This is a genomic window from Pseudomonas sp. FBCC-B35, assembly GCF_059133755.1.
Genome location: NZ_CP101439.1, coordinates 384,220 through 405,743, shown reverse-complemented (window position 1 = coordinate 405,743; position 21,524 = coordinate 384,220). Strand labels below are relative to the sequence as shown.

Below are 21,524 nucleotides of genomic sequence, written 5' to 3'. Positions count from 1 at the left end.
GCGTAGTGACATCAAGTGGTCTGGCTAAATGACATTTTCTGGCGGGTTGTTCTCACCCGTGCCATTGCTTAGGCTTACGCCCCCACGCCGCCAAGCCAGGAGAAATGCTCATGGGCCTCAATGATCAGTGGATGCAGCGCGACCTCAAGGTCCTCTGGCACCCCTGCACCCAGATGAAAGACCACGAGCAACTGCCGCTGATACCGATCAAGCGCGGGGAAGGCGTGTGGCTCGAGGATTTCGAGGGCCGGCGCTACCTGGATGCCGTGAGCAGCTGGTGGGTCAACGTGTTCGGCCATGCCAACCCGCGTATCAATCAGCGCATCAAGGAGCAGGTCGACCAGCTTGAGCACGTGATTCTGGCAGGCTTTAGCCACCAGCCTGTGATCGAGCTGTCCGAACGCCTGGTGGCCATGACACCGACTGGGCTCGACCGGGTGTTCTACGCCGACAATGGCTCCTCGTGCATCGAAGTGGCGCTGAAGATGAGCTTCCACTACTGGCAGAACGTCGGCAAGCCGGACAAGAAGCGGTTCGTCACCCTGACCAACAGCTATCACGGTGAAACCATCGCGGCCATGTCCGTCGGTGATGTCCCGCTGTTCACCGAAACCTACAAGGCGTTGCTGCTCGACACCCTGAAAGTCCCAAGCCCCGATTGCTACCTGCGTCCGGAGGGCGTCAGTTGGGAGGCGCATTCGCGCACCCTGTTCCAAGTCATGGAGCAGACCTTGGCCGAGCATCATGCCTCGATCAGCGCGGTCATCATCGAGCCGTTGATCCAGGGCGCCGGTGGCATGCGCATGTACCATCCGGTCTATCTCAAGCTTTTGCGCGAAGCCTGCGATCGCTACGACGTGCACCTGATCCATGACGAGATCGCGGTTGGCTTCGGTCGTACGGGCACGATGTTCGCCTGCGAGCAGGCAGGTATTCGCCCGGACTTCCTGTGCCTGTCCAAGGCCCTGACCGGGGGGTATCTGCCCCTGGCCGCCTGCCTGACCACCGACAAGGTGTACCAGGCGTTCTATGACGACTACCGCACCTTGCGCGCGTTCCTGCATTCGCACAGCTACACGGGTAACCCACTGGCGTGCGCGGCCGCATTGGCCACCCTCGACATCTTCGAGCAGGACAACGTGATCGAGGCCAACAAGGCGCTGGCCACGCGCATGGCCACCGCCACCGCGCATCTGGCCGACCATGCCCACGTGGCCGAGATTCGCCAGACCGGCATGGTCCTGGCCATCGAAATGGTCCAGGACAAAGCCGGCAAAGTGCCCTACCCCTGGCAGGCGCGACGCGGCCTTAAAGTGTTCGAGCATGCCCTGACCCGTGGCGCGCTGCTGCGTCCGCTGGGCAGTGTGGTGTATTTCCTGCCACCGTATATCATCACGCCCGAACAGATCGACTTCCTGGCCGAAGTGGCCAGCGAAGGCATCGACATCGCCACCCGCGACAGCACCTGCGTGACGGTGCCCAGCACCTTCCACCCGGATTTTCGCGATCCGGGCTGATTACGGGGCGAAGGCCAGGCCTTCGACCGCGCCGGAACCTGCGCTGCGCATGCGTCATGCCAGCGCGGGCCTTCCGGTTGTCCTTACCTTTTCAGAGCTTACCCATGAGACTGTCCCGCTTTTTCATCGACGCTACCCTGAGCCTTGGGGAACACGACCTGCCCGAGGCACAGGCCCACTACATCGGCCGCGTATTGCGCATGGCGGCGGGTGACCCCGTGCAGCTGTTCGACGGCAGCGGCCAGGAATACCGTGGGCAGTTGCTGGAGGTGGGCAAGAAGGCCGTGCGTGTGAGCCTGGACCAGGCATTCGCTGGCCAGGCCGATTCCCCCCTGCAGGTGCACCTGGGTCAAGGGCTGTCGCGGGGCGAGCGTATGGACTGGGCCATCCAGAAAGCCACTGAGCTGGGCGCCAATGAAATCACCCCGATCGTCAGCGAGCGGTGCGAGGTGCGCCTGAAGGACGAGCGTGCCGACAAACGCCTGGCCCACTGGCGGCAAGTGGCGATCAGCGCCTGCGAACAGTGTGGCCGCTCCAGCCTGCCGATCATCCACCCACCCATCACCTTGACTGAGTGGCTGGCCGCAACCCAGGCGCAGCTCAAGCTGGTGTTGCACCCGGTGGCCGAACCGCTGGTCAGCCATGCCAGACCGGCAAGCCTGGCTTTTCTGATCGGTCCCGAAGGCGGCTTGAGCGAACCCGAGGTCGAACAGGCCAAGGCAGCGGGCTTTCATGCAGCGCGCCTTGGCCCGCGGGTATTGCGCACTGAAACTGCGCCGGTGGTAGCCCTTTCGGTGGCGCAACAGCTCTGGGGCGATTTCTAAGCCTTCTCAGGGGAGCAGAGGCTGCTCACAGGCTGGGTTCATCAGCGCACGTAGTGCGACACTGCCACGAAATGCATCAGGCTGCCGGCAATCACGAACAGGTGCCAGATGCCATGCCAGTGGCGAAAGCGCCGGTCGAATGCGAAAAATATGATGCCCACGGTGTAGAACACGCCCCCTGCGGCCAACCAGGCAAAACCGGCCGTACCCAGCGCCTCCAGCAACGGGTTGACCGCGACCAGCACGATCCAGCCCATCACGGCGTAGATCACGATGGACAAGACGCGTGCTTCGGAGCGGGGCTTGATTTCCTGCAACATGCCCAGTACGGCCAGCCCCCAGACGATGCCGAACAGGCTCCAGCCCCAGGGCCCGCGCAGGCTGATCAGGCAGAAGGGCGTGTAGCTCCCGGCGATCAGCAGGTAGATGGAGAGGTGATCGAGCTTGCGCATGATCACCTTCGCCCGCCCTCGCGTGCTGTGATACAGCGTGGAAATGCTGTACAGCAACAGCAGCGTGCCACCGTAGATGGAGAAACTGACGATCTTCCAGGGGTCCCCCTGCAAGATGGCGCCGATGATCAGCCAGAGGGCACCGAGGCCTGCCAGCAACGCACCCACCAAGTGGGTCCAGGCATTGAAGCGTTCACCGTAATACATGCACTTAAAGACCTTTCGAAACCCAGCTAGTTTCAGCCACGACACTCGACGCGTACCGGCGGCACGCTCTAACCCGGCGTTTGCAGCCTGCCGCTGCGCTGTGCGTCCCTGACCAGGCGCTCGAGCCCGACCAGGTCAGGCACGCGCGCCACCTGATCCCCTACCTGGACAGCGGCCAACTCAAGGGGTGCCAACGCCACGTCAACGTAGTTGAGCTGGCTGTCGAGCTTGCACGAGCGCGGTATGTCTTGCAGCAACAAGGCCAGGTAACGCAACCCCGTGTCGCCCAGTGCGTTGAGCACCACCACACGGGCCCGTTCTCCACAGGGCGTATGGCTGTCACAGGCCGCTTCGAAGCCGATCAGGGGCAAGCGCTGCTGGCGCCAGTCGACCCAGCCCAGGTGCCAGGGCAGGTCACCGCGCTGACACGCTACATTGCGCAGCCCACTGAGTTCGGCTACGGCCACATTGGGCAGCACCAACGTACGGTCGCCCAATGGCAGCAACAGCCCGGTAAGGCTGCTGCGCTGCCCGGCTATCAGTTCAAGCATGGGACTGGCTCCACCGGAGGATGCTGTGCAGCAAGACCGACTCCTGATAAGGCTTGCCGAGGTATTCGTTGACCCCGATGGCCATGGCTCGGTCGCGGTGCTTGTGCCCCGTACGCGAGGTGATCATGATGATGGGCAGCGCCTTGAGGCGGGCGTCCTGACGAATGCGGGTCGCCACTTCGAAACCGTCCATGCGCGGCATTTCGATATCCAGCAGCAACACATCGGGCCGGTGCCCTTCCAGCACCGCCATGGCATCCACCCCGTCCTTGGCGGTGATCACGCTCATGCCATGGCGCTCAAGCAGGCGGCTGGTGACCTTGCGCACCGTGACCGAATCGTCTACCACCATCACCAGCAAGGTGCGGTCCGGGGTCGCTGCCGGCAGCAACCCACGCGGCGTGCCTCCAGGCAAACGAGCAAGCCGCCGTTGCTGGCCACGCAATTGCCCCAACAGGTCGAGAATCAACACGACGCGCCCATCCCCCAGCAGCGTTGCACCCGACAGGCCGGCAACGGCCGCAAACTGCGGGCCCAGGCTTTTGACCACGATCTCCCGGCTGGGCGACAGGCTGTCGACCTGAATGGCGAACGACTGCTCCTGTGAATGCACCAGCAACAAGGGCAGCGGCACGCTCTGGCCCAGCAGCGTAGGACGCGGCGCGCCCTGCACCAGCTCGCCCAGGTAGCGCAGCTGGTACTGATGGCCTGCGTAGGTGTAGCGCGGCGGCTCCTGCTCGTAGCAACCTGCCAGCTCAGCGGGCGGTACCCTCACGATGCCTTCGATGGTGTTGAGCGGGATGGCGTACTGCTCGTCGCCCAGGTGCACCATCAGCGCGCGGTTGATCGACACCGTGAACGGCAGGCGAATCTGAAAACGCGCCCCTTTGCCCTGGGCCGACTCGATGGTCATCGAGCCGCCCAACTGCTTGACCTCCTCGTGGACCACGTCCATGCCCAGGCCTCGCCCTGAGATCTGCGTGATCTTTTCGGCCGTGGAAAAGCCCGGCCTGAGGATGAACTGCAGTATCTCGTGGTCGCTCAGCTGTGCCTGCGGGTCGAGCAGGCCGCGCTTGATCGCCTTGAGTCGGACGGCTTGTAGGGGTACGCCGGCGCCATCGTCGGTCATCTCGATGACGATGTCCGCCCCCTCGTGCAGCAGGTTCAGGTGGATCGTGCCCTGCTCAGGCTTACCCGCAGCCAATCGGGCTTCGCGGCTTTCCAGGCCATGGTCGACGGCATTGCGCAACATGTGTTCAAGCGGCGCCACCATGCGTTCCAGCACACTGCGGTCCAGCTCGCCCTCGGCGTTGCCCACCACCAGCTCGACCTGCTTGCCCAGCTCGCTCGCCACCTGCCGCACCACGCGCTGCAAGCGCGGCACCAGGCGTTCGAAAGGCACCATCAACGTTGCCGTCAGGCCTTCCTGAAGCTGGCTGTTGACCCGCGCCTGCTGCTGGAGCAGGCCGTAGGCTTCCTGGGCGCGCTGGGCCATGGTTTCCTTCAGGTCCAGCAGGTCCGAGGCCGACTCGAACAGCGCCCGCGACAACTGCTGCAGCTGGGAGTGGCGGTCCATTTCCAGTGGGTCGAAGTCTTCATAGACATCGCCCTCCAGCTGCTGGCGGCTGGAGATCCGCCCCTGAGTTTCGATATCCAGGCGCAGCAGCTGGTCACGCATGCGCTCGAGCGTGGTTTCCATTTCGTTGAGGGTGAACTGGGCGTCATTGACCTGCTGCTCGATGCGTCCACGGATGATCGAGTGCTCACCGGCCAGGTTGCCCAGGTCGTCCAGCAATTCGGCATCGACCTTGACCATGTCCCCCGGCACTCGCTCGGGGGTTACTGCCGGACCTTCGCTGGCGGCAGTTTCGACCGGGCTGGTGCCGGCCGCGCTGTCGGTCAGGCCTGCGCTGCTGAAGTTGCGGATGTAATCGATCAGCGCCGTGGCGGCGTGCAGCGGTTGCCCCAGGCGCACCGCATCGAGCATGTGCGCCAGGCGGTCGTGGCAGTTCTGCAACAGCGAGAACAGGGCCCCGCTCGGTGGCAGGCGCCCTGCCGCGAGCAACTCGTACAAAAATTCCAGCTCATGGGCCAGGTCACCGATGGGGCCGATTTCGACCATGCGTGCCACCCCTTTGAGGGTGTGCAGGTCGCGCATCAGGTTGTCCACCTCCACCGTGCTGCGCGGGTCGGCCTGCCATCGCGCCAGCGCTGCAGCGGCGCTCTCGACGATGTCCGAGCTTTCTTCGAGGAAAACCTCCATCAGCTCTTCCCCGGCGCTTTCCGGAGCTTGTGACGGCGGCACTGGCGCGGGGTCGAGGGCCAGGTCTGGGGCTGGCGTGTCGATCAGTTGCACGTCCATGTCCGGGTGCAGCGGTGTGACGCTGTCGAGGCCCACGCGCCCGGTGGCATCGGGTGCAAGCCCTTGCCCCTGAAGTTCGCGCAGGCGAGCCACCAGCGGCGTACGCGGGACGACGTCCTGGCCGGCAGCCAGCTCGTCGAGCATGTCCAGCAGCGCCTCGTGGGCGTGCTGGGCATGGGTGAAGAACTGCGCATCGGCAGGCAGGCTGCCCTCCTCCACTGCACCGTACAGGTCCAGCAAGGCTTCGCACACCTCATCGACCTGCCACAGATCGGCCGAATGGGCGGCATGGGCAAGCTCGGTCATGTCATCGAGCAGTGTCTCCAAGGCCGCCCGTTGAGCCGGGCGCCGCTGCCAGTCGGCCAGCAACGACTCGGCGTCCAGCAAACGATCCATGGCTTGCGACAGGAAAGCTGCGACCTGTTGCGGGTCGCGGGCGTTGCCGGTCGAGGCATGCGCATCGCCGCCCAGGGCGGCGATGCGCGTATCGATGGCCAACTCGACCTGCTCGATCAATTGGGCCGCACCAGGCAGTGGCTCGAACGGGGTGGTGGATAACTGCGCCAGGCCCTGCCCGAACATCGAGGCGGCGGACTTGAGCCAGTGCAGCTCCGTTTCATCGAGCAGCAGGTCGTGCGCCTTGTACTCGCGCACCAGTCGGTCGAACACGGTGGCAAGTTCGGCGATGGGCACAACTCCGGCCATGGCCGCACTGCCCTTGAGGGTGTGCAAGGCCCGCTGCAGGGCGTCGTCTACAGGGACGCCGTGCTGGGCATTTGCCAGGAACCCGTCGAGGCTGGCCAGGTGGCCTTGGGCCTCGCCACGGAAGATGTCCAGTAACTGCGGGTCGAGCCCCTGCGCGCTGGCCGCGGCTGGCAGGTCGCGCTCGGCAAGGGCATGCAGGTGGCCCACCAGTTGCTGTACGGCGCTCACATGCGGCAGGTGCCCCGCGGCGAAGTCGGCGAGCACCTCGGGCAGTTGCGCGAACGCTTGCTCAAGCGCCATCTGCCCGTCCGCACCAAGCACGTTGCGGCCGGCAAGCACACGGTTGAGCAAGTGCTCGGCGGCCCAGGCCAGCTCTGCCAACGCCTGGGCATGCACCAGGCGGCCTGCGCCCTTGAGCGTATGCAATGCCCTATGCACTTCGATCAGCGCGTTGTGCTGCTGGTGGTCGGCACGCCAAGTCAACCAGTGCCGCTCAATGTCCTGAAGCAATGCTTGGGCTTCTTCGATGAATACGCCACGCAATTCGTCCTGAAGGCCATCCGCCTCTTCCAGATCGGCATGCTCTTCAACGGTGGAACAGTGCACGCCCAACGCCCCCAGGCGCTCGCGAGCCATGACGATGAAGCGCTGAGCGTCGGCCAGCGGGTCGGCCACGCGCCATTGCAGATAGCATTCGCCAGCGCTCAAGGCTTCGGCCAGCAGCGTCAGTTCCTCGGACGAGGGGTCGGCCTGCGCCTGTTGTACCCAGCCCTGGACAAACACCGTGCAGCGCGCGAACACCTCGGCAGCGGCCGGCAACATCAGCATGGCCAGGGCGCCGCGCACCTGCTGGAGCAAGCCTGGCAAGGCCTGCAGGTGCTGACGGGGCCAGCCCGACTCCAGGCAATCGCCCATCAGGTCCTTGGCCTGCTGCAACACGTTCAGCGACTCTCGCAGCACGACCAGGCGAATCTCGGCGACATCGGCGCCCGGCAGGCCTGGCTCCCCCCCTTCTTCGAGTGGCCCGACCATGCCGTTGAGCGTGGCTTCCACGTACAACAAGGCCCCCGCCACATCCATCAGCACCGCGTCATCCACGGCCCGATCGCCCTCGGCCAGCCCTTGCAGCGTCATCACTTGATCGATGATGACCCGACGCGGCTGCTGGAAACCCAGCACGGCCAGGGTATCGGCCACGTGGCGCAGGGGCGCGAGCAACACCTCCAGTTGTTCATTGTGCTGCCGGTCGCTGCGCACGAACTGGTCCAGGCGGTCCTTGATGCGCATGAGGTCGTCACACAATGCCGCCACTACCGACCTTAGCGCGTCGCGGCCCTCCCCAGCCTGCAACTGCTCGCGCCAGTTGCCCAATGACACGTCAAGGTTCGCCAGGTCCTGGGCACCTGCCAGACGCTGGCCTGCATTGCCGAGCAGGCGGCCATGAACCACCGGTTCCGCGCCCCGGCAGGCACGCAGCTGGTTCAGGAGCGGCAACATCACCAGTGGCAAGTCATGGCGTGCACCGCGCAGACGTTCCAGGTAGGAAGGCAACAGCTCCAGGCCCTTGAACAGCGCCCCCAGGCAGTCGCCTCGCGGGGTGACCTTACCGTTGGCCAGGTCGGTCACGAGCATCTCCAGCTCCTGGGCAAGGCGCGTTGCCCCAGGCAACTCCAGCATCACCAGGCAACCGTGTACCTGGTGCAGGTTGTCCGCCACGAAGGTGAGTAACGACAGGTCTTCAGGCTCGCCGGCAAAACGTTCCAGCGCCTGGCGCCCCTGCCCCAGGCAATCGAGCAGGGCAGCCTTGGTCCAGGCCAGGCCCACGGTATCGTGGCGGGCAGGGCCAGCAATGGGGCCGGGCATGGGCGTGGACATGGGCATTTCTCAATGGGGCTCGGCAGGTGCCGGCAGGGTGAATCCGGAGACCGAACGGCGCATCTCGCTGGCCATGCGCGCAAGGTGACGAATGCTGTCGGCGGTGGCGCTGGAACCTGCGGACGTCTGGGCGGTGATCTGCTGGATGACGGCCATGGTGTGTGAGATCTGCCCCGCCGAGGACGTCTGCAATTGGGCCGCATCGGAAATGCTGTGGATAAGGTCGGCAAGGTTCTGCGAAACCCCTTCGATCTCAGCCAGCGCCACGCCGGCGTCCTGCGCCAGCCTGGCGCCGCGCACGACTTCGGCCGTGGTCTGTTCCATGGAAATGACCGCTTCGTTGGTGTCGGCCTGAATGGTCCGCACCAGGGCTTCGATCTGCCGCGTGGCAGAGGACGAGCGCTCGGCCAGGCGCTGGACCTCATCCGCGACCACGGCGAACCCCCGCCCTGCCTCACCCGCCAGCGAGGCCTGGATCGCGGCGTTCAAGGCCAGGATATTGGTCTGGTCGGCAATGTCGTCGATCAGGCTCACGATATCGCCGATCTCCTGGGACGATTCGCCCAGGCGCTTGATGCGCTTGGCGGTGTCCTGGATCTGCTCGCGAATGTTGTTCATGCCATCGATGGTGTTGTGCACCACCTCATTGCCCTTGTTGGCAATGGCCACGGACCGCTCGGCGACCTTGGCCGACTCGTAGGCATGGGCCGAAACACGGTCGATCGACTCGACCATGTCCCCGACTGCCTCGGAGGCCTCGCTGATCTGCTCGGCCTGTTGCTCGGATGCCTTGGCCAACTGGCGGGCCGTGTTCTGCGTATCCTGCACCGCCGAGGCGACCTGCACCGCGCTGTGGTTGATGGTGGCGACCAGGTCGCGCAATTGGTCGACGGAATAGTTGATGGAGTCGGCAATGGCGCCGGTGAAGTCTTCGGTCACCGACACGGTCACCGTCAGGTCGCCATCTGCCAACTCTTCGATTTCATCGAGCAGGCGCATGATCGCCTGCTGGTTGCGTTCGTTCTTTTCGGCGGTCTCACGCAACTGACGGTTGGTGGTGCGCACCATGACCAGGCCGATGAGGATGATCGAGGCCAGCGCCAACAAGCCCAGTGCATACCCCCCAACGGTATCGAGCGTGCGCCCGCTGGCCAGGTTTTCGAACCCGTTGGCCAGGTGCGAGGCTTCCTCGAGCAAGGTCTGCGACAGGCTGAAGATGCTGCCGGCCGCCTCCCGCACCCGGAACAGCTCCGGCGAGGTTTCGAGAATTTCATCGACCGAGCCGGCCACGAACTGGAACAGCTCGGCGATTTCCGCCAGCCGCGCCCTGGCATCGGCGTCCTCGACACGGGTAACGCCAATGCCAGCGTCGCCCTTGAGCATGCCCTCGAGCACCTGGCCGAAGCGGCCGGCATCACGGCCGAAGGCATCGGCGGCCTGCGCCGCCGCCGCATCGCCGGCCAGTACGGTATTGACCGACCCCAGGATACGTTCGGCCAACAGCAGTTGGCGCTGAGCCACGGCGACCTGGCTGGCCGGGGCGCCACTTTGCAGCAGAATTTCGACCACTTTTTCGTATTCGACCTGCAACTGCGGGACGGTTTCGGCCAGGGTTGCCGCCACCTGGTGCAAGGACAGCACGGTCTGTTCGCTGGCCAGGATGGTGTCGGTGCTCTTGCGCAGGCTCTCCCAGTCATCGCGCACCGCTTCCATTTCTTCGCGCACCGAGGGTGGCGCTGCGGGCAGGCCAGTGGCCTTGTCGCCTTCGCGCAGGTAGCCCCAGCGACGCTCGAAGTCGTTGCGCGCATCGGACAGCAGCCTGAAGGCCACACCCTTGCCGGCAGCCGCTTCAGTGGCGTTCTTGGCAATGCGCTGGGACAGCACGCGCAGCTCGCCGGCATGGCCGATGTACTGCTTGTCGTAGTTGGACTGGGTGTTGAGGTAGGCGAAATTGGCGAACAGCAGAATGATCGAGAGGATCAGGATCAGGAACAGCACGGTGATCTGCGCAATGCTGCGGGTGCGGGGGCTCACGGTGGTGGCGGTGACGGGGGGAGCAGGCTGGTTCACGTTTGCAAGGTCCTATAACGCCACATCGAGAAAGCCCGGTGCCTGGGCCAGGGCAAAGGGGCTGAAGATCGCCCAGTAGTCGTGGTCGCGTTCGAAGCGCCCCTGAACGAAGGGCCCGGCAGCATCGGTCACTGGCAGCGCAGGTTGCAGGCTGTCGATAGCAAAGTGCTGCAGGCCCACCACTTCGTCCACCAGCAGACCAACGAAAAGCGCCTCGTGATCGAGCACCAGGACGCGGCGCTGCTTGCCTGGCACGGCACTGCCCAGGCCGAGGAAACGGCCCAGGTCCATCACGGGCAGTAGCCGGCCACGCAGATTGGCCACCCCGCATACCCAGGGTTGTACACCGGGTACTCGGCTACTGCGGGGCTCACGCAGCACTTCGGCCACCTCGCCCATGGGGGCGACGAACCATTGCCCGGCTACACGAAAACCGATGCCGCTCCACTGCTGCAACCTGTCACCCGAAGCTGGCTGGTCGGCCACCAGCAGCCGGCAGCGGCGATCGATATCCAGCAACAGTTCGAAGGCGGTCAGCGACGCCCCCTGCGGGCGTGTGGTCAAGCCCCCAGCACCTCTTGGAGCTTTTGCACCAGCGCATCTTCTTCCACGGGCTTGGTCAGGAAGTCACGTGCGCCCTGGCGCGTCGCCCAGATGCGGTCGGTCTCCTGGTCCTTGGTGGTCACCACAATGACCGGAATGGCCTTGGTCTCCGGGTCCTTGCTGAGCTGGCGAGTGGCCTGGAAGCCGTTCATGCCTGGCATCACGATGTCCATGAGCACTGCATCCGGCTTCTCTTGCCGGGCAAGGGCCACGCCATCGGCGCCGTTATTGGCCTTGAGTACCTCGTGCCCGTGCTTTTCCAGCCATTGGGTCAACTTATACATTTCTGTCGGCGAATCGTCGACAATCAGAACGCGGGCCATACTGGTTCCCCATCAGGATTCGTAAGACCGTGCCAGGGCAGGGCACGGTCAGGGTGCTGTTTGTTGGGCTGTGGCAAACCCAGGCACATGGGCCTGTATTGCCTCGATCAGTTCTTCCTTGGTAAACGGCTTGGTCAGAAACTGATCAGAACCGACCACACGCCCGCGGGCCTTGTCGAACAAACCGTCGCGCGACGACAACAGAATCACCGGGACGTCCTTGAAGGTGCTGTTCTGCTTGATCACCGCGCACGTCTGGTAGCCGTCCAGGCGCGGCATCAAGACATCGACGAAGATCACGGCCGGGTTGTGATCGACGATCTTGGCCAGGGCATCGAAGCCATCGCTGGCAGTGATGACCTCGCAGCCCACCTCACTGAGCAGCATCTGCGCCGTGCGGCGAATGGTGCGTGAATCGTCGATCACCATCACTTTCAGGGGTTGTTCCATAGACGCCTACCCGGGGGAATTGAGCTGCATGGTGCAAGCGGCACGCGACAGGAAAGCCCCATGGGCCCATGGCCGCTTTTCGCTTGAGGCGTGTAGCCAAAGGCTTGAAGCTGCATTTTTAGCACAGTCCGGGTAGCCATTCCATCTGCCGCGCCCCTTGACCGGCGGCGTTGGCGGCGCCACCCTGAGCCACTTTTCTTTCGATCCATCGCGGCCACGCCGCCAAGAGGAACCACCCCATGAGCGTTCGCCTCGGCATTGTCATGGACCCTATTGCGTCCATCTCCTACAAGAAGGACAGTTCGCTGGCCATGCTGCTGGCTGCCCAGGCACGCGGCTGGAGCCTGTTCTACATGGAGCAGCGCGACCTGTATCAAGGCGAAGGCAAGGCCCGTGCGCGCATGCGCCCATTGACGGTGTTCGCAGACCCGGCCCGCTGGTTCGAGCTGGGCGAGGAGCAGGACAGCGCCCTGGCCGAACTGGACGTGATCCTGATGCGCAAGGACCCGCCTTTCGACCTGGAATTCGTCTACAGCACCTACCTGCTCGAACAGGCCGAAAGCGAAGGCGTGCTGGTGGTCAACCGCCCCCAGAGCCTGCGTGACTGCAACGAAAAGCTGTTCGCCACGCTGTTCCCGCAGTGCACCCCGCCTACCCTGGTCAGCCGCCGCCCGGACATCATCCGCGCATTCGCCGCCGAGCATGGCGATGTGATCCTCAAGCCCCTGGATGGCATGGGCGGCACGTCGATCTTCCGTCACCGGGCGGGCGACCCAAACCTGTCGGTGATCCTCGAAACCCTGACCCTGCTGGGCACTCAACAGATCATGGCCCAGGCCTACCTGCCGGCGATCAAGGACGGTGACAAACGCATCCTGATGATCGACGGCGAGCCGATCGACTACTGCCTGGCCCGTATTCCGGCCAGCGGCGAAACCCGTGGCAACCTGGCAGCCGGTGGTCGCGGCGAGGCACGCCCCTTGAGCGAGCGCGACCGCTGGATCGCGGCCCAGGTGGGCCCGACACTGCGCGAGAAAGGCCTGCTGTTCGTCGGCCTGGACGTGATCGGCGACTACCTCACCGAAATCAACGTGACCAGCCCCACCTGCATCCGCGAAATCGACGCCGCCTACGGCACCGACATCGGCGGCCAGCTGATGGATGCCATTGATCGCCAGCTCAAGGCGCGTTGACCACGGACATTCGGTAACGGGCTGGCGTGGGGTATCATGCTCACCCGCAAGCGACAGGCTGCAAGCCCGGCACGGCCGCCCCGTGCTTCTGCTGACTGTCGCGTGCCGTTTGTAGCTCGACGATGCCCCTGGATACCTGATGACGCTGCCCGCTGACATCCCCGCCGACCTGTTGCCGCCCCGCGTTCGCCCGGTGGACAGGCTGGGCTTCACGCTGTTTCTGGCGGCGCTGGTGCACCTGGCGTTGATCCTCGGAGTGGGCTTTACCGTGGTCAAGCCGGCGCAGATCAGCCGCACCATGGACATCACCCTGGCCACGTTCAAGAGCGAAAAGCCGCCGGAAAAGGCTGATTTCCAGGCGCAGGACAACCAGCAAGGCAGCGGCACCCTGGACAAGAAGGCCGTGCCCAAGACCACCGAGCTTGCGCCTTTCCAGGACACCAAGATCAACAAGATCACGCCGCCTCCTGCCGCCAGGCCCGAGGTACCGCCGCCTCCACAGAAGTCGGCGGTCGCGACCAAGGCCCCCAAGGCCCAGAAGGTCGAGCCCAAGCCCCGGGAAAGCAAGCCCCAGCCCAAGCCGAGCACGCCCGTGCGGGAGTTCGACAGCTCGCAGCTGTCCAGCCAGATCGCCAGCCTTGAAGCCGAGCTTGCCAATGAGCAGCAGCAATATGCCAAGCGCCCGCGTATCCATCGCCTGAATGCGGCCTCGACCATGCGCGACAAGGGCGCCTGGTACAAGGAGGAGTGGCGCAAGAAAGTCGAACGCGTGGGCAACCTGAACTACCCGGACGAGGCACGCCGGCAGCAGATCTACGGCAACCTGCGCATGATGGTCTCGATCAACCGCGACGGGTCACTCTACGAAGTGCTGGTGCTCGAATCCTCCGGTCAGCCCGTGCTGGACCAGGCGGCCCAGCGCATTGTGCGCCTGGCTGCACCGTTCGCACCGTTCACCGGTGACCTGGCCGAGTACGACCGGTTGGAAATCATCCGCACCTGGCGCTTCGCCAGAGGCGATCGGTTGTCCAGCAACTGAGCCGGCACGCTTGCAGCTGTGGCCGGGTGGCGCCACACTATCCCCCATGAAGAACCTCACGCCGAGCTACCTCAAGCACCAGTTCCTGATCGCCATGCCGCACATGGCCGACCCGAACTTCGCCCAGACCCTCACGTACATCGTCGAGCACAATGCTCATGGCGCGATGGGGCTTGTGGTGAACAAGCCGCAGGAACTGAACCTGGCCGACATCCTCGAGCAGTTGCGCCCGGACGAAACCCCGTCGGCCAGCACCCTGCAGGTGCCCATCTACCAAGGCGGCCCGGTGCAGACCGACCGCGGCTTCGTGCTGCACACCAGCGAGTGCAGCTACCAGGCCACGGTGGAACTCCAGGGCCTCTCGCTCTCCACGTCCCAGGACGTGCTGTTCGCCATCGCGGAAGGCGTGGGCCCGGAAAAGAGCCTGATCACCTTGGGCTACGCCGGCTGGGAAGCGGGCCAGCTGGAGGCCGAACTGGCCGATAACGCCTGGCTCAACTGTGCGTTCGACCCGGATATCCTGTTTGCCATGACCAGCGAGCTGCGCCTGGAAGCGGCGGCCGCAAGCCTTGGCATCAACCTTCACCTGCTGACCAGCCAAGCGGGCCACGCCTGATGGCCGACGCACTTGCCGCACCCCGGCTGCTGCTGGGCTTCGACTATGGCACCAAGCAGATTGGCGTTGCCGTCGGCCAGGCGGTCACCGGCCAGGCCCGTGAACTGTGTACGCTGCGCGCCCAGAATGGCGTGCCGGATTGGGCCCAGGTCGAGCGCCTGATCGCCGAATGGAAACCTGACGCCATTGTCGTCGGCCTGCCGCTGAACATGGACGGCACCCCCAGCGACATGAGCGCCCGCGCCGAAAAATTCGCCCGCCGCCTCAATGGGCGCTTCAACCTGCCGGTGCATACCCATGACGAACGCCTGACCACGTTCGAGGCCAAGGGTGAGCGCATGGCCCGTGGCGGCCAGCGCGGCACGTACCGGGACAACCCGGTCGACGCTATCGCCGCCGCCCTGCTGCTGCAAAGCTGGCTGGAGGCCAATACCTGATCATCTTCGCGGCCGGATGCCTCCGGCGCACCCTTCCGAGGAACCTGCAATGAGCCTACCTGATCCTGCCGCGCTGATCCGGCAGATGGCTGTCGACCTTCGCGCCCATCTGGCCCGCCGCGCCATCGCCGAGCCACGCTACATCGGCATTCGCACCGGCGGTGTGTGGGTGGCCCAGGCGTTGCAACAGGCCATGGACGACACCAGCCCCATGGGTACGCTTGACGTGTCGTTCTATCGAGACGACTTCAGCCAGAATGGCCTGCACCCGCAGGTGCGCCCCTCGGAGCTGCCGTTCGAAATCGAAGGCCAGCACCTGGTGCTGGTAGACGACGTGCTGATGAGCGGTCGAACCATTCGTGCCGCCCTCAACGAACTGTTCGACTATGGCCGTCCGGCCAGCGTCACCCTGGTCTGCCTGCTGGACCTGGATGCAGGCGAGCTGCCCATCCGCCCGAATGTGCTCGGCGCCACCTTGTCATTGGCGGCCCATGAACGGGTAAAATTGACCGGACCCACGCCGCTCGCCCTCGAGCGCCAGGACCTCGCCCCCGCTACCGCCCTTTAAGAGTCCCCCGCGATGACGCCAATCGACGCCAAGCGCCCGCTGCAGCTCAATGATCAGGGCCAGCTGCGCCATTTCCTTTCGCTTGACGGTTTGCCCCGCGAACTGCTGACCGAAATTCTCGACACTGCCGATTCCTTCCTGGAAGTCGGCGCCCGCGCCGTGAAGAAAGTGCCGCTGCTGCGTGGCAAGACGGTGTGCAACGTCTTCTTCGAGAACTCGACCCGAACCCGGACCACGTTCGAGCTGGCCGCCCAGCGCCTGTCGGCCGACGTGATCAGCCTGAACGTGTCGACCTCCTCGACCAGCAAGGGCGAGACGCTGTTCGATACCTTGCGCAACCTTGAAGCCATGGCGGCCGACATGTTCGTGGTGCGCCACTCGGATTCGGGCGCGGCGCACTTCATTGCCGAGCACGTGTGCCCGGAGGTTGCCGTGATCAACGGCGGTGATGGCCGCCATGCGCACCCGACCCAGGGCATGCTCGACATGCTCACCATTCGCCGTCACAAGGGCGGCTTCGAGAACCTATCGGTTGCCATCGTCGGCGATATCCTTCATTCGCGCGTGGCGCGTTCGGACATGCTGGCGCTCAAGGCGCTGGGTTGCCCGGACATTCGCGTGATCGGCCCCAAAACCCTGATCCCCGTCGGCATCGAGCAGTATGGCGTGAAGGTGTACACCGACCTGGCAGAAGGCCTCAAGGATGTGGACGTGGTGATCATGCTACGCCTGCAACGTGAGCGCATGACCGGTGGCCTGCTGCCCAGCGAAGGCGAGTTCTACCGTCTGTTCGGCCTGACCACCGCCCGCCTGGCAGGCGCCAAGCCGGACGCCATCGTCATGCATCCCGGCCCGATCAACCGTGGGGTGGAAATCGAATCGGCCGTGGCCGATGGCAAGCATTCGGTGATCCTGAACCAGGTTACCTACGGGATCGCCGTGCGCATGGCCGTGTTGTCCATGGCCATGAGCGGGCAAAACGTACAACGTCAACTCGACCAGGAGATCGCCCAGTGAGCATCAGCATTCTTGGCGCCCGAGTCATCGACCCTCAAAGCGGCCTTGACCAGGTCACCGACCTGCACCTGGAGGGTGGCCGCATTGCCGCCATGGGCGCCGCGCCCGCTGGCTTTGCTGCCAGCCGCACCCTTCAGGCCGATGGCCTGGTCGTCGCCCCTGGCCTGGTGGACCTGGGCGTGTCACTGCGCGAGCCCGGCTACAGCCGCAAAGGCACCATCGCCAGCGAGACCCGCGCGGCCGTGGCCGGCGGCGTGACCAGCCTGTGCTGCCCGCCGCAGACCCGCCCGGCCCTGGACACCTCGGCAGTGGCCGAGCTGATCCTGGACCGCGCCCGCGAGGCGGGCAACAGCAAGGTCTACCCGATCGGTGCGCTGACCAAGGGCCTGGAGGGGGAGCAGCTGGCCGAACTGGTAGGCCTGCGCGACACCGGCTGCGTCGCTTTTGGCAATGGCCTTAAGGAAATACCCAACAACCGCACTTTGGCCCGTGCGCTGGAGTACGCCGCCACGTTCGACCTGACGGTGGTGTTCCACTCCCAGGACCGCGACCTGGCCCAGGGCGGCCTTGCCCACGAAGGGGCCATGGCCAGCTTCCTGGGTTTGCCCGGCATCCCTGAAACTGCCGAAACCGTGGCCTTGGCGCGCAACCTGCTGCTGGTGGAGCAGACAGGTGTTCGCGCTCACTTCACCCAGATCACCAGCGCCCGTGGCGCCCGGTTGATCGCCCAGGCGCAAAGCCTTGGCCTGCCGGTGACTGCCGATGTCGCGTTGTACCAGCTGATCCTGACCGACGAATCGCTGCGTGAATTTTCCAGCCTGTACCACGTGCAACCGCCACTGCGTAGCGCTGCCGACCGCGATGGCCTGCGCGAGGCGGTGAAAACCGGCGTGATCCAGGCGATCGCCAGCCATCACCAGCCTCATGAGCGCGATGCCAAGCTGGCCCCGTTCGGCGCCACGGAGCCGGGTATCAGCAGCGTGGAAGTGTTGCTGCCATTGGCCATGACGCTGGTACAGGATGGCTTGCTCGACCTGCCCACGTTGCTGGCGCGCCTGACCTGTGGTCCTGCTGGAGCGATGCGGCTGCCGGCTGGCCAGTTGCAGGTGGGGGCAGCGGCTGACCTGGTGGTATTCGATCCACAGGCCTCGACCGTGGCGGGTGAGCATTGGTACTCCCGTGGCGACAACTGCCCGTTCATCGGGCACTGCCTGCCGGGTGCTGTGCGCTATACGTTGGTCGATGGGCGCGTCTGTCACGAGGCGTGAGCCAGGGGCCGGCCGATCAATGAGTTGTGTTGCGGTTTAGGGTTTCAGCTTTACAGCTTGTAGCGTTGGGGCCGCTGTGCGGCCCATCGCTCCTGAGGACGAAAGCCTCCTTGCTCAGGCCACAATCGGGACAGCGCCACTGCTGCGGAATGTCTTCGAATACCGTACCCGGCTTGATGCCATGTTCCGGATCGCCTTGTGCAGGATCGTATACATACCAACATTTTTCACAATAGTATCCGGCTATCGTTGTCGTCATCACGCCCCCTCCAAACCCTGTGATCCCTTATGCTCGACCTGTACTTCGTAATGCGCCGACCAAGTAATCGACCATCACCTTGATCTTCTGTGATACATGCCGCCCAGGTTGATGGAGGATCCAAGCCATCCCCTGCAACGCCCCCACGTACTTCCACTCGGGCAGCACTTTCACCAGGTCGTTGGCGGCAATTGCTTCACCGGCAAGGCTGGCAGGCAGACAGGAAATACCAAGACCCGAGAGGGTGGCATTCAGCACAGCTTCTGGACTGTCTGAAACGTAGCGTCCTGAAACACTGACTTCATAAACCCCTTGCACCGATGCCAACTTCCAGGTTTGGATCTCGCTGGTATCGGAAAAAGGTATACAACTGTGCTCCACCAACGCTGAAGGGTGGACCGGACGACCGTACTTTTCCAGGTAGCTATCTGCAGCGCAGACCACAAAGTCGACAGGGAACAACTTACGCGCTACCAACCCCAGCGGTGGAGCGTCGGTAATCCTGATGCCGATGTCGATGCTTTCCGCGATGAAGTCCAACGCACCCTCATTGGAAATGAGCTGAACATTGATATCCGGATATTGCTCTAGAAAACCTGGGATTAGTTGATGACATCTTCCATACAATGAGCGCGGCACCGCGATACGAATAAGCCCTTGCGGGCTTTCGAGAAAGCTTTCCTTCAACCTAAATACATTGGCCGAAGATTCCAGCAACTCTTTACAGTGCGAATATATTTGCGCGCCCTCGGCATTAACCTTCAACCTACGCGTACTGCGTTCCAGCAATCGAATCGAAAGGGCGCTCTCAAGCTTGGACACTTGTTTGCTGACTGCTGACGCGGTCAAACCTAGACGGGCTGATGCATGAACAAAACTCCCCGTTTCTACAACAACTGCAAAAGCCGCCATGCAGGGCAACATATCCACATGGCTTTTCGGAAGGTAGCCTCGATAGTCCATTATTATGACCACTCATATCTACAGACCAACAACGAAAACATAAGCCCTTGGCATTGGGCCCCCAAAAGTCCAAAAATCGCCGCAATCGTCTGTATCGTCGAAAAATCTCAACCATAAAGATGTAGAAGCACAGCCCCTAACAACACCAGACTGATCCCGCCAAGCTGAATGGCCGACAGCCGCTCGCGGTAAAAGAAATACCCCAGAACCGCGGCAATCCCGCCCGACAGGGTGCTGATCACGGTAACAACAGAAACCGAACCACTGAGTGCTCCCCAGGAAAAAGCGGAGAATCCCCCTAGGTTGAACAGGCTGGCGCCACATAGGGAGCCAAAGGTCTTGAACCTGATCGTTGCGCGGTGCCGCAGCAGCCTGAAAGCCTCAGGAATGAGGAACATGACCCCCACTGCATAGCCCAGCGCCAGCATGTTCACAGGGCCCAGAACCGGCAAGGCGAACTTGCCCTGAATCCAGAAGCTCATGCCGTAAAGCATGGCCGCCAGCAAAGCGAACCCTACTGAGGTCGTGCTGGTGGTCTTGCGTTCGAAATCACCTCCATGATCACTGCGACTGGCCAGTAAAACCCCAAAGAAGCAAACGAAGATACCACTCACCTGCCAGACTGACAGGGCATCACCGCTCAGCCACGCCAACAGTGTGGTGAAAACGCCATAGGAGGTGACCAAAGGTGCTACAACCGCAGTTTTGCCGATAGCAAAAGATTTCGACAGCGCGAGTGCTCCCACCACAGTACACAAAGAAGCAACTACCCCCATCCCTATCGCACGCCAGGGCGCAGAAATGAGCTTCTCCCACTGACTGGCTGAAATTACAACAATCATGCCCATTAATAAAAGCCCTAAACACTGCCCGAAAAACACCGCCCGCTTTACCCCAACCGCTCGAGCGTTAACGCCAACCAAAAAGTCTGTCGCCCCCCAACATACCGCCGCTAACAAACCCATTAATACGTCCAAAGCAGCCTTCCTTATTATGAGTGCTCCTACGCTGCTCCAGACGATAATCGGACTCACGCCAAAAATCAAACACCTCTACGCGACGGCGCTTTATCCACGACGGCATTCTTGCCAGAACACTTACTCAAAAGCGAAATTAACGGATTAGTTAACACTGTCGAAGCAAGGGCCAGCATCAACAGAACACTGTAGGAACTTTCAGACAACACTCCCACCTGAAGTCCTACACCAAGCAGTACTAATTCCACGAGGCCTTTCGTGTTCATCAACACCCCAACCTCAATGGAATCAATTGATTTCAATCCATATATTCTTGCACCGATATATGAGCCCAGCACCTTGCCAACCGTACCCCCCAGCAGGAACCACAACAGCCACTGCCAGAGGGTTGGCTCATTCAAAGCGCTCAGCGAAACCTGGATACCCGAGCAGGCAAAGAAGATCGGAGTAAGAAACAGATGAGCAAATCTGCCGATCCATCGACGCCATGCATGCTCCATCGAGAACAGATCGTGAAACACGTACGCCGCCATGACCGCACCGATAGCCTAGTGGAAACCGAGCATCGCGGTAACCTGCGCTGATAGCAGACAGTAAAAAAAGGCAGTCGCGACACGGGAGCGTTCACTCAGCGCAGTGTGGCTAATCCGGTTTCTCAGCCAAGGACGGAGAACCAGGACCGTCAGGCTGGCATAAACCGCGAGACCGCTTAGCCTGAACAGACTCTTGAACGGGCCTGCCGCACCACTGATGTGCAAAGTCAGGACCAGCGCCAGTGCACACCAGGCGAACACATCGGTGTACACCGCCGCCGAGAGCGCCAATCGACTCGCTTGCTCATCAATGCCTCCATGCTCCTGGATAATCCTCACCAAGACAGGCAGTGCAGTCACTGACATTGCGACACCACAGAAGATCACGTACGGCCAATAAGGCTGCGTTGGTGCGATGGACGCCTTTGACCAAGCGCCCACGACACACCCCAGAAAAAACGACAACACAATTCCACAGCTTGCGATCAAGGCCGACGCACGCTGCTCTCCGGGGTGTTTTCCGCCTCCTGCGGCATGCCAAGGCACCTCAACCATCAGCATAATCAGCCCCAATTCGGCAAGCGCTCGAACAACATCCATCGATTCGGGTGTCAGCACTCTTGCCGACACTTGTGGAAACCAAGTTCCCAGCAACGTGGGGCCCAGCACTATACCGGCAACGATCTCCCCAATTACTCGACTCTGACCAAGCATC

General features: G+C 63.0%; 19 protein-coding genes and 1 pseudogene. 9 read left to right on the top strand and 11 right to left on the bottom strand.

Annotated features, from left to right (window positions below; all coding sequences use genetic code 11):
* The first annotated feature begins 110 nt into the window (after positions 1–110).
* Complete coding sequence (locus NMB38_RS01745) at positions 111–1,517, top strand: adenosylmethionine--8-amino-7-oxononanoate transaminase (protein ID WP_027914029.1); 1,407 nt, start codon at positions 111–113, stop codon at positions 1,515–1,517.
* Positions 1,518–1,621: 104 nt separating this feature from the next.
* Positions 1,622–2,341 carry a 16S rRNA (uracil(1498)-N(3))-methyltransferase gene (locus NMB38_RS01740; protein ID WP_027914030.1) on the top strand — a complete coding sequence of 240 codons (720 nt, stop codon included), beginning with the start codon at positions 1,622–1,624 and terminating at the stop codon, positions 2,339–2,341.
* Between the two features lie 41 nt (positions 2,342–2,382).
* Here NMB38_RS01740 and trhA read toward each other — a convergent pair whose 3' ends face one another.
* The 7 genes from trhA to NMB38_RS01705 form a co-directional block, all read right to left on the bottom strand.
* Entirely contained in the window at positions 2,383–3,000 is a 618-nt protein-coding gene (gene trhA / locus NMB38_RS01735; protein ID WP_027914031.1) for a PAQR family membrane homeostasis protein TrhA, read from the bottom strand.
* Between the two features lie 68 nt (positions 3,001–3,068).
* A complete protein-coding gene (locus NMB38_RS01730; RefSeq protein ID WP_023532942.1) occupies positions 3,069–3,551 on the bottom strand; it encodes a chemotaxis protein CheW in 483 nt (160 codons plus the stop codon).
* A complete protein-coding gene (locus NMB38_RS01725) occupies positions 3,544–8,493 on the bottom strand; it encodes a hybrid sensor histidine kinase/response regulator (protein WP_225806668.1) in 4,950 nt (1,649 codons plus the stop codon). The genes NMB38_RS01730 and NMB38_RS01725 overlap by 8 nt, the downstream gene beginning before the upstream one ends.
* 9 nt (positions 8,494–8,502) lie before the next feature.
* Positions 8,503–10,527 (bottom strand): methyl-accepting chemotaxis protein, encoded by a 2,025-nt coding sequence (locus NMB38_RS01720; RefSeq protein WP_225806697.1) that lies wholly within the window; start codon positions 10,525–10,527, stop codon positions 8,503–8,505.
* A gap of 48 nt (positions 10,528–10,575) precedes the next feature.
* Positions 10,576–11,127 carry a chemotaxis protein CheW gene (locus NMB38_RS01715; RefSeq protein WP_027914034.1) on the bottom strand — a complete coding sequence of 184 codons (552 nt, stop codon included), beginning with the start codon at positions 11,125–11,127 and terminating at the stop codon, positions 10,576–10,578.
* Entirely contained in the window at positions 11,124–11,489 is a 366-nt protein-coding gene (pilH, locus tag NMB38_RS01710; protein WP_027914035.1) for a twitching motility response regulator PilH, read from the bottom strand. Before pilH ends, NMB38_RS01715 begins: the two co-directional genes overlap by 4 nt.
* A 48-nt stretch (positions 11,490–11,537) precedes the next feature.
* Entirely contained in the window at positions 11,538–11,939 is a 402-nt protein-coding gene (locus tag NMB38_RS01705) for a response regulator (protein WP_027914036.1), read from the bottom strand.
* 239 nt (positions 11,940–12,178) lie between these two features.
* On the opposite strand from NMB38_RS01705, the gene gshB reads away from it, so the two are divergent.
* The 7 genes from gshB to NMB38_RS01670 all read left to right on the top strand — a co-directional run bounded on the left by gshB (position 12,179) and on the right by NMB38_RS01670 (position 18,077).
* Positions 12,179–13,132 carry a glutathione synthase gene (gene gshB / locus NMB38_RS01700; RefSeq protein WP_027914037.1) on the top strand — a complete coding sequence of 318 codons (954 nt, stop codon included), beginning with the start codon at positions 12,179–12,181 and terminating at the stop codon, positions 13,130–13,132.
* Between the two features lie 139 nt (positions 13,133–13,271).
* Entirely contained in the window at positions 13,272–14,171 is a 900-nt protein-coding gene (locus NMB38_RS01695) for an energy transducer TonB (RefSeq protein WP_027914038.1), read from the top strand.
* A 46-nt stretch (positions 14,172–14,217) separates the two neighbouring features.
* Positions 14,218–14,787, top strand: coding sequence for a YqgE/AlgH family protein (locus tag NMB38_RS01690; protein WP_027914039.1), 570 nt, complete (start codon positions 14,218–14,220; stop codon positions 14,785–14,787).
* A complete protein-coding gene (ruvX, locus tag NMB38_RS01685; RefSeq protein ID WP_028687253.1) occupies positions 14,787–15,224 on the top strand; it encodes a Holliday junction resolvase RuvX in 438 nt (145 codons plus the stop codon). Before NMB38_RS01690 ends, ruvX begins: the two co-directional genes overlap by 1 nt.
* Before the next feature lie 49 nt (positions 15,225–15,273).
* Positions 15,274–15,792, top strand: a complete 519-nt coding sequence (gene pyrR, locus NMB38_RS01680; RefSeq protein ID WP_023533003.1) for a bifunctional pyr operon transcriptional regulator/uracil phosphoribosyltransferase PyrR — start codon at positions 15,274–15,276, stop codon at positions 15,790–15,792.
* A gap of 12 nt (positions 15,793–15,804) precedes the next feature.
* Positions 15,805–16,809, top strand: coding sequence for an aspartate carbamoyltransferase catalytic subunit (locus NMB38_RS01675; RefSeq protein WP_027914040.1), 1,005 nt, complete (start codon positions 15,805–15,807; stop codon positions 16,807–16,809).
* The gene (locus NMB38_RS01670; protein WP_027914041.1) at positions 16,806–18,077 is read left to right on the top strand and encodes a dihydroorotase; all 1,272 of its coding nucleotides are present in this window, start codon (positions 16,806–16,808) and stop codon (positions 18,075–18,077) included. Before NMB38_RS01675 ends, NMB38_RS01670 begins: the two co-directional genes overlap by 4 nt.
* Positions 18,078–18,093: 16 nt before the next feature.
* On the opposite strand, the gene NMB38_RS01665 is transcribed toward NMB38_RS01670, so the two are convergent.
* From NMB38_RS01665 to NMB38_RS01650, 4 genes and pseudogenes are all read right to left on the bottom strand, one after another.
* Positions 18,094–18,336: a rubredoxin gene (locus tag NMB38_RS01665; protein WP_494354877.1), complete on the bottom strand. Its 243-nt coding sequence runs from the start codon at positions 18,334–18,336 to the stop codon at positions 18,094–18,096.
* A 27-nt stretch (positions 18,337–18,363) separates the two neighbouring features.
* A complete protein-coding gene (locus tag NMB38_RS01660; protein ID WP_345956511.1) occupies positions 18,364–19,299 on the bottom strand; it encodes a LysR family transcriptional regulator in 936 nt (311 codons plus the stop codon).
* Between the two features lie 107 nt (positions 19,300–19,406).
* On the bottom strand, positions 19,407–20,276 hold the full coding sequence (locus NMB38_RS01655; protein ID WP_028687255.1) for a DMT family transporter: 870 nt from the start codon (positions 20,274–20,276) through the stop codon (positions 19,407–19,409).
* Between the two features lie 65 nt (positions 20,277–20,341).
* Positions 20,342–21,523: pseudogene (locus NMB38_RS01650) on the bottom strand (cation:proton antiporter).
* Between the last annotated feature and the right edge of the window lies 1 nt (position 21,524).

Bases quoted from the DNA above. Each gene is read 5' to 3' on its own strand.
- pilH (WP_027914035.1), bottom strand. From the start codon at position 11,489: ATGGCCCGCGTTCTGATTGTCGACGATTCGCCGACAGAAATGTATAAG.
- pyrR (WP_023533003.1), top strand. From the start codon at position 15,274: ATGAGCCTACCTGATCCTGCCGCGCTGATCCGGCAGATGGCTGTCGAC.
- NMB38_RS01675 (WP_027914040.1), top strand. From the start codon at position 15,805: ATGACGCCAATCGACGCCAAGCGCCCGCTGCAGCTCAATGATCAGGGC.
- NMB38_RS01740 (WP_027914030.1), top strand. From the start codon at position 1,622: ATGAGACTGTCCCGCTTTTTCATCGACGCTACCCTGAGCCTTGGGGAA.
- NMB38_RS01695 (WP_027914038.1), top strand. From the start codon at position 13,272: ATGACGCTGCCCGCTGACATCCCCGCCGACCTGTTGCCGCCCCGCGTT.
- NMB38_RS01725 (WP_225806668.1), bottom strand. From the start codon at position 8,493: ATGTCCACGCCCATGCCCGGCCCCATTGCTGGCCCTGCCCGCCACGAT.
- NMB38_RS01705 (WP_027914036.1), bottom strand. From the start codon at position 11,939: ATGGAACAACCCCTGAAAGTGATGGTGATCGACGATTCACGCACCATT.
- NMB38_RS01745 (WP_027914029.1), top strand. From the start codon at position 111: ATGGGCCTCAATGATCAGTGGATGCAGCGCGACCTCAAGGTCCTCTGG.
- NMB38_RS01730 (WP_023532942.1), bottom strand. From the start codon at position 3,551: ATGCTTGAACTGATAGCCGGGCAGCGCAGCAGCCTTACCGGGCTGTTG.
- ruvX (WP_028687253.1), top strand. From the start codon at position 14,787: ATGGCCGACGCACTTGCCGCACCCCGGCTGCTGCTGGGCTTCGACTAT.
- NMB38_RS01660 (WP_345956511.1), bottom strand. From the start codon at position 19,299: ATGGACTATCGAGGCTACCTTCCGAAAAGCCATGTGGATATGTTGCCC.
- gshB (WP_027914037.1), top strand. From the start codon at position 12,179: ATGAGCGTTCGCCTCGGCATTGTCATGGACCCTATTGCGTCCATCTCC.
- trhA (WP_027914031.1), bottom strand. From the start codon at position 3,000: ATGTATTACGGTGAACGCTTCAATGCCTGGACCCACTTGGTGGGTGCG.
- NMB38_RS01690 (WP_027914039.1), top strand. From the start codon at position 14,218: ATGAAGAACCTCACGCCGAGCTACCTCAAGCACCAGTTCCTGATCGCC.
- NMB38_RS01665 (WP_494354877.1), bottom strand. From the start codon at position 18,336: ATGACGACAACGATAGCCGGATACTATTGTGAAAAATGTTGGTATGTA.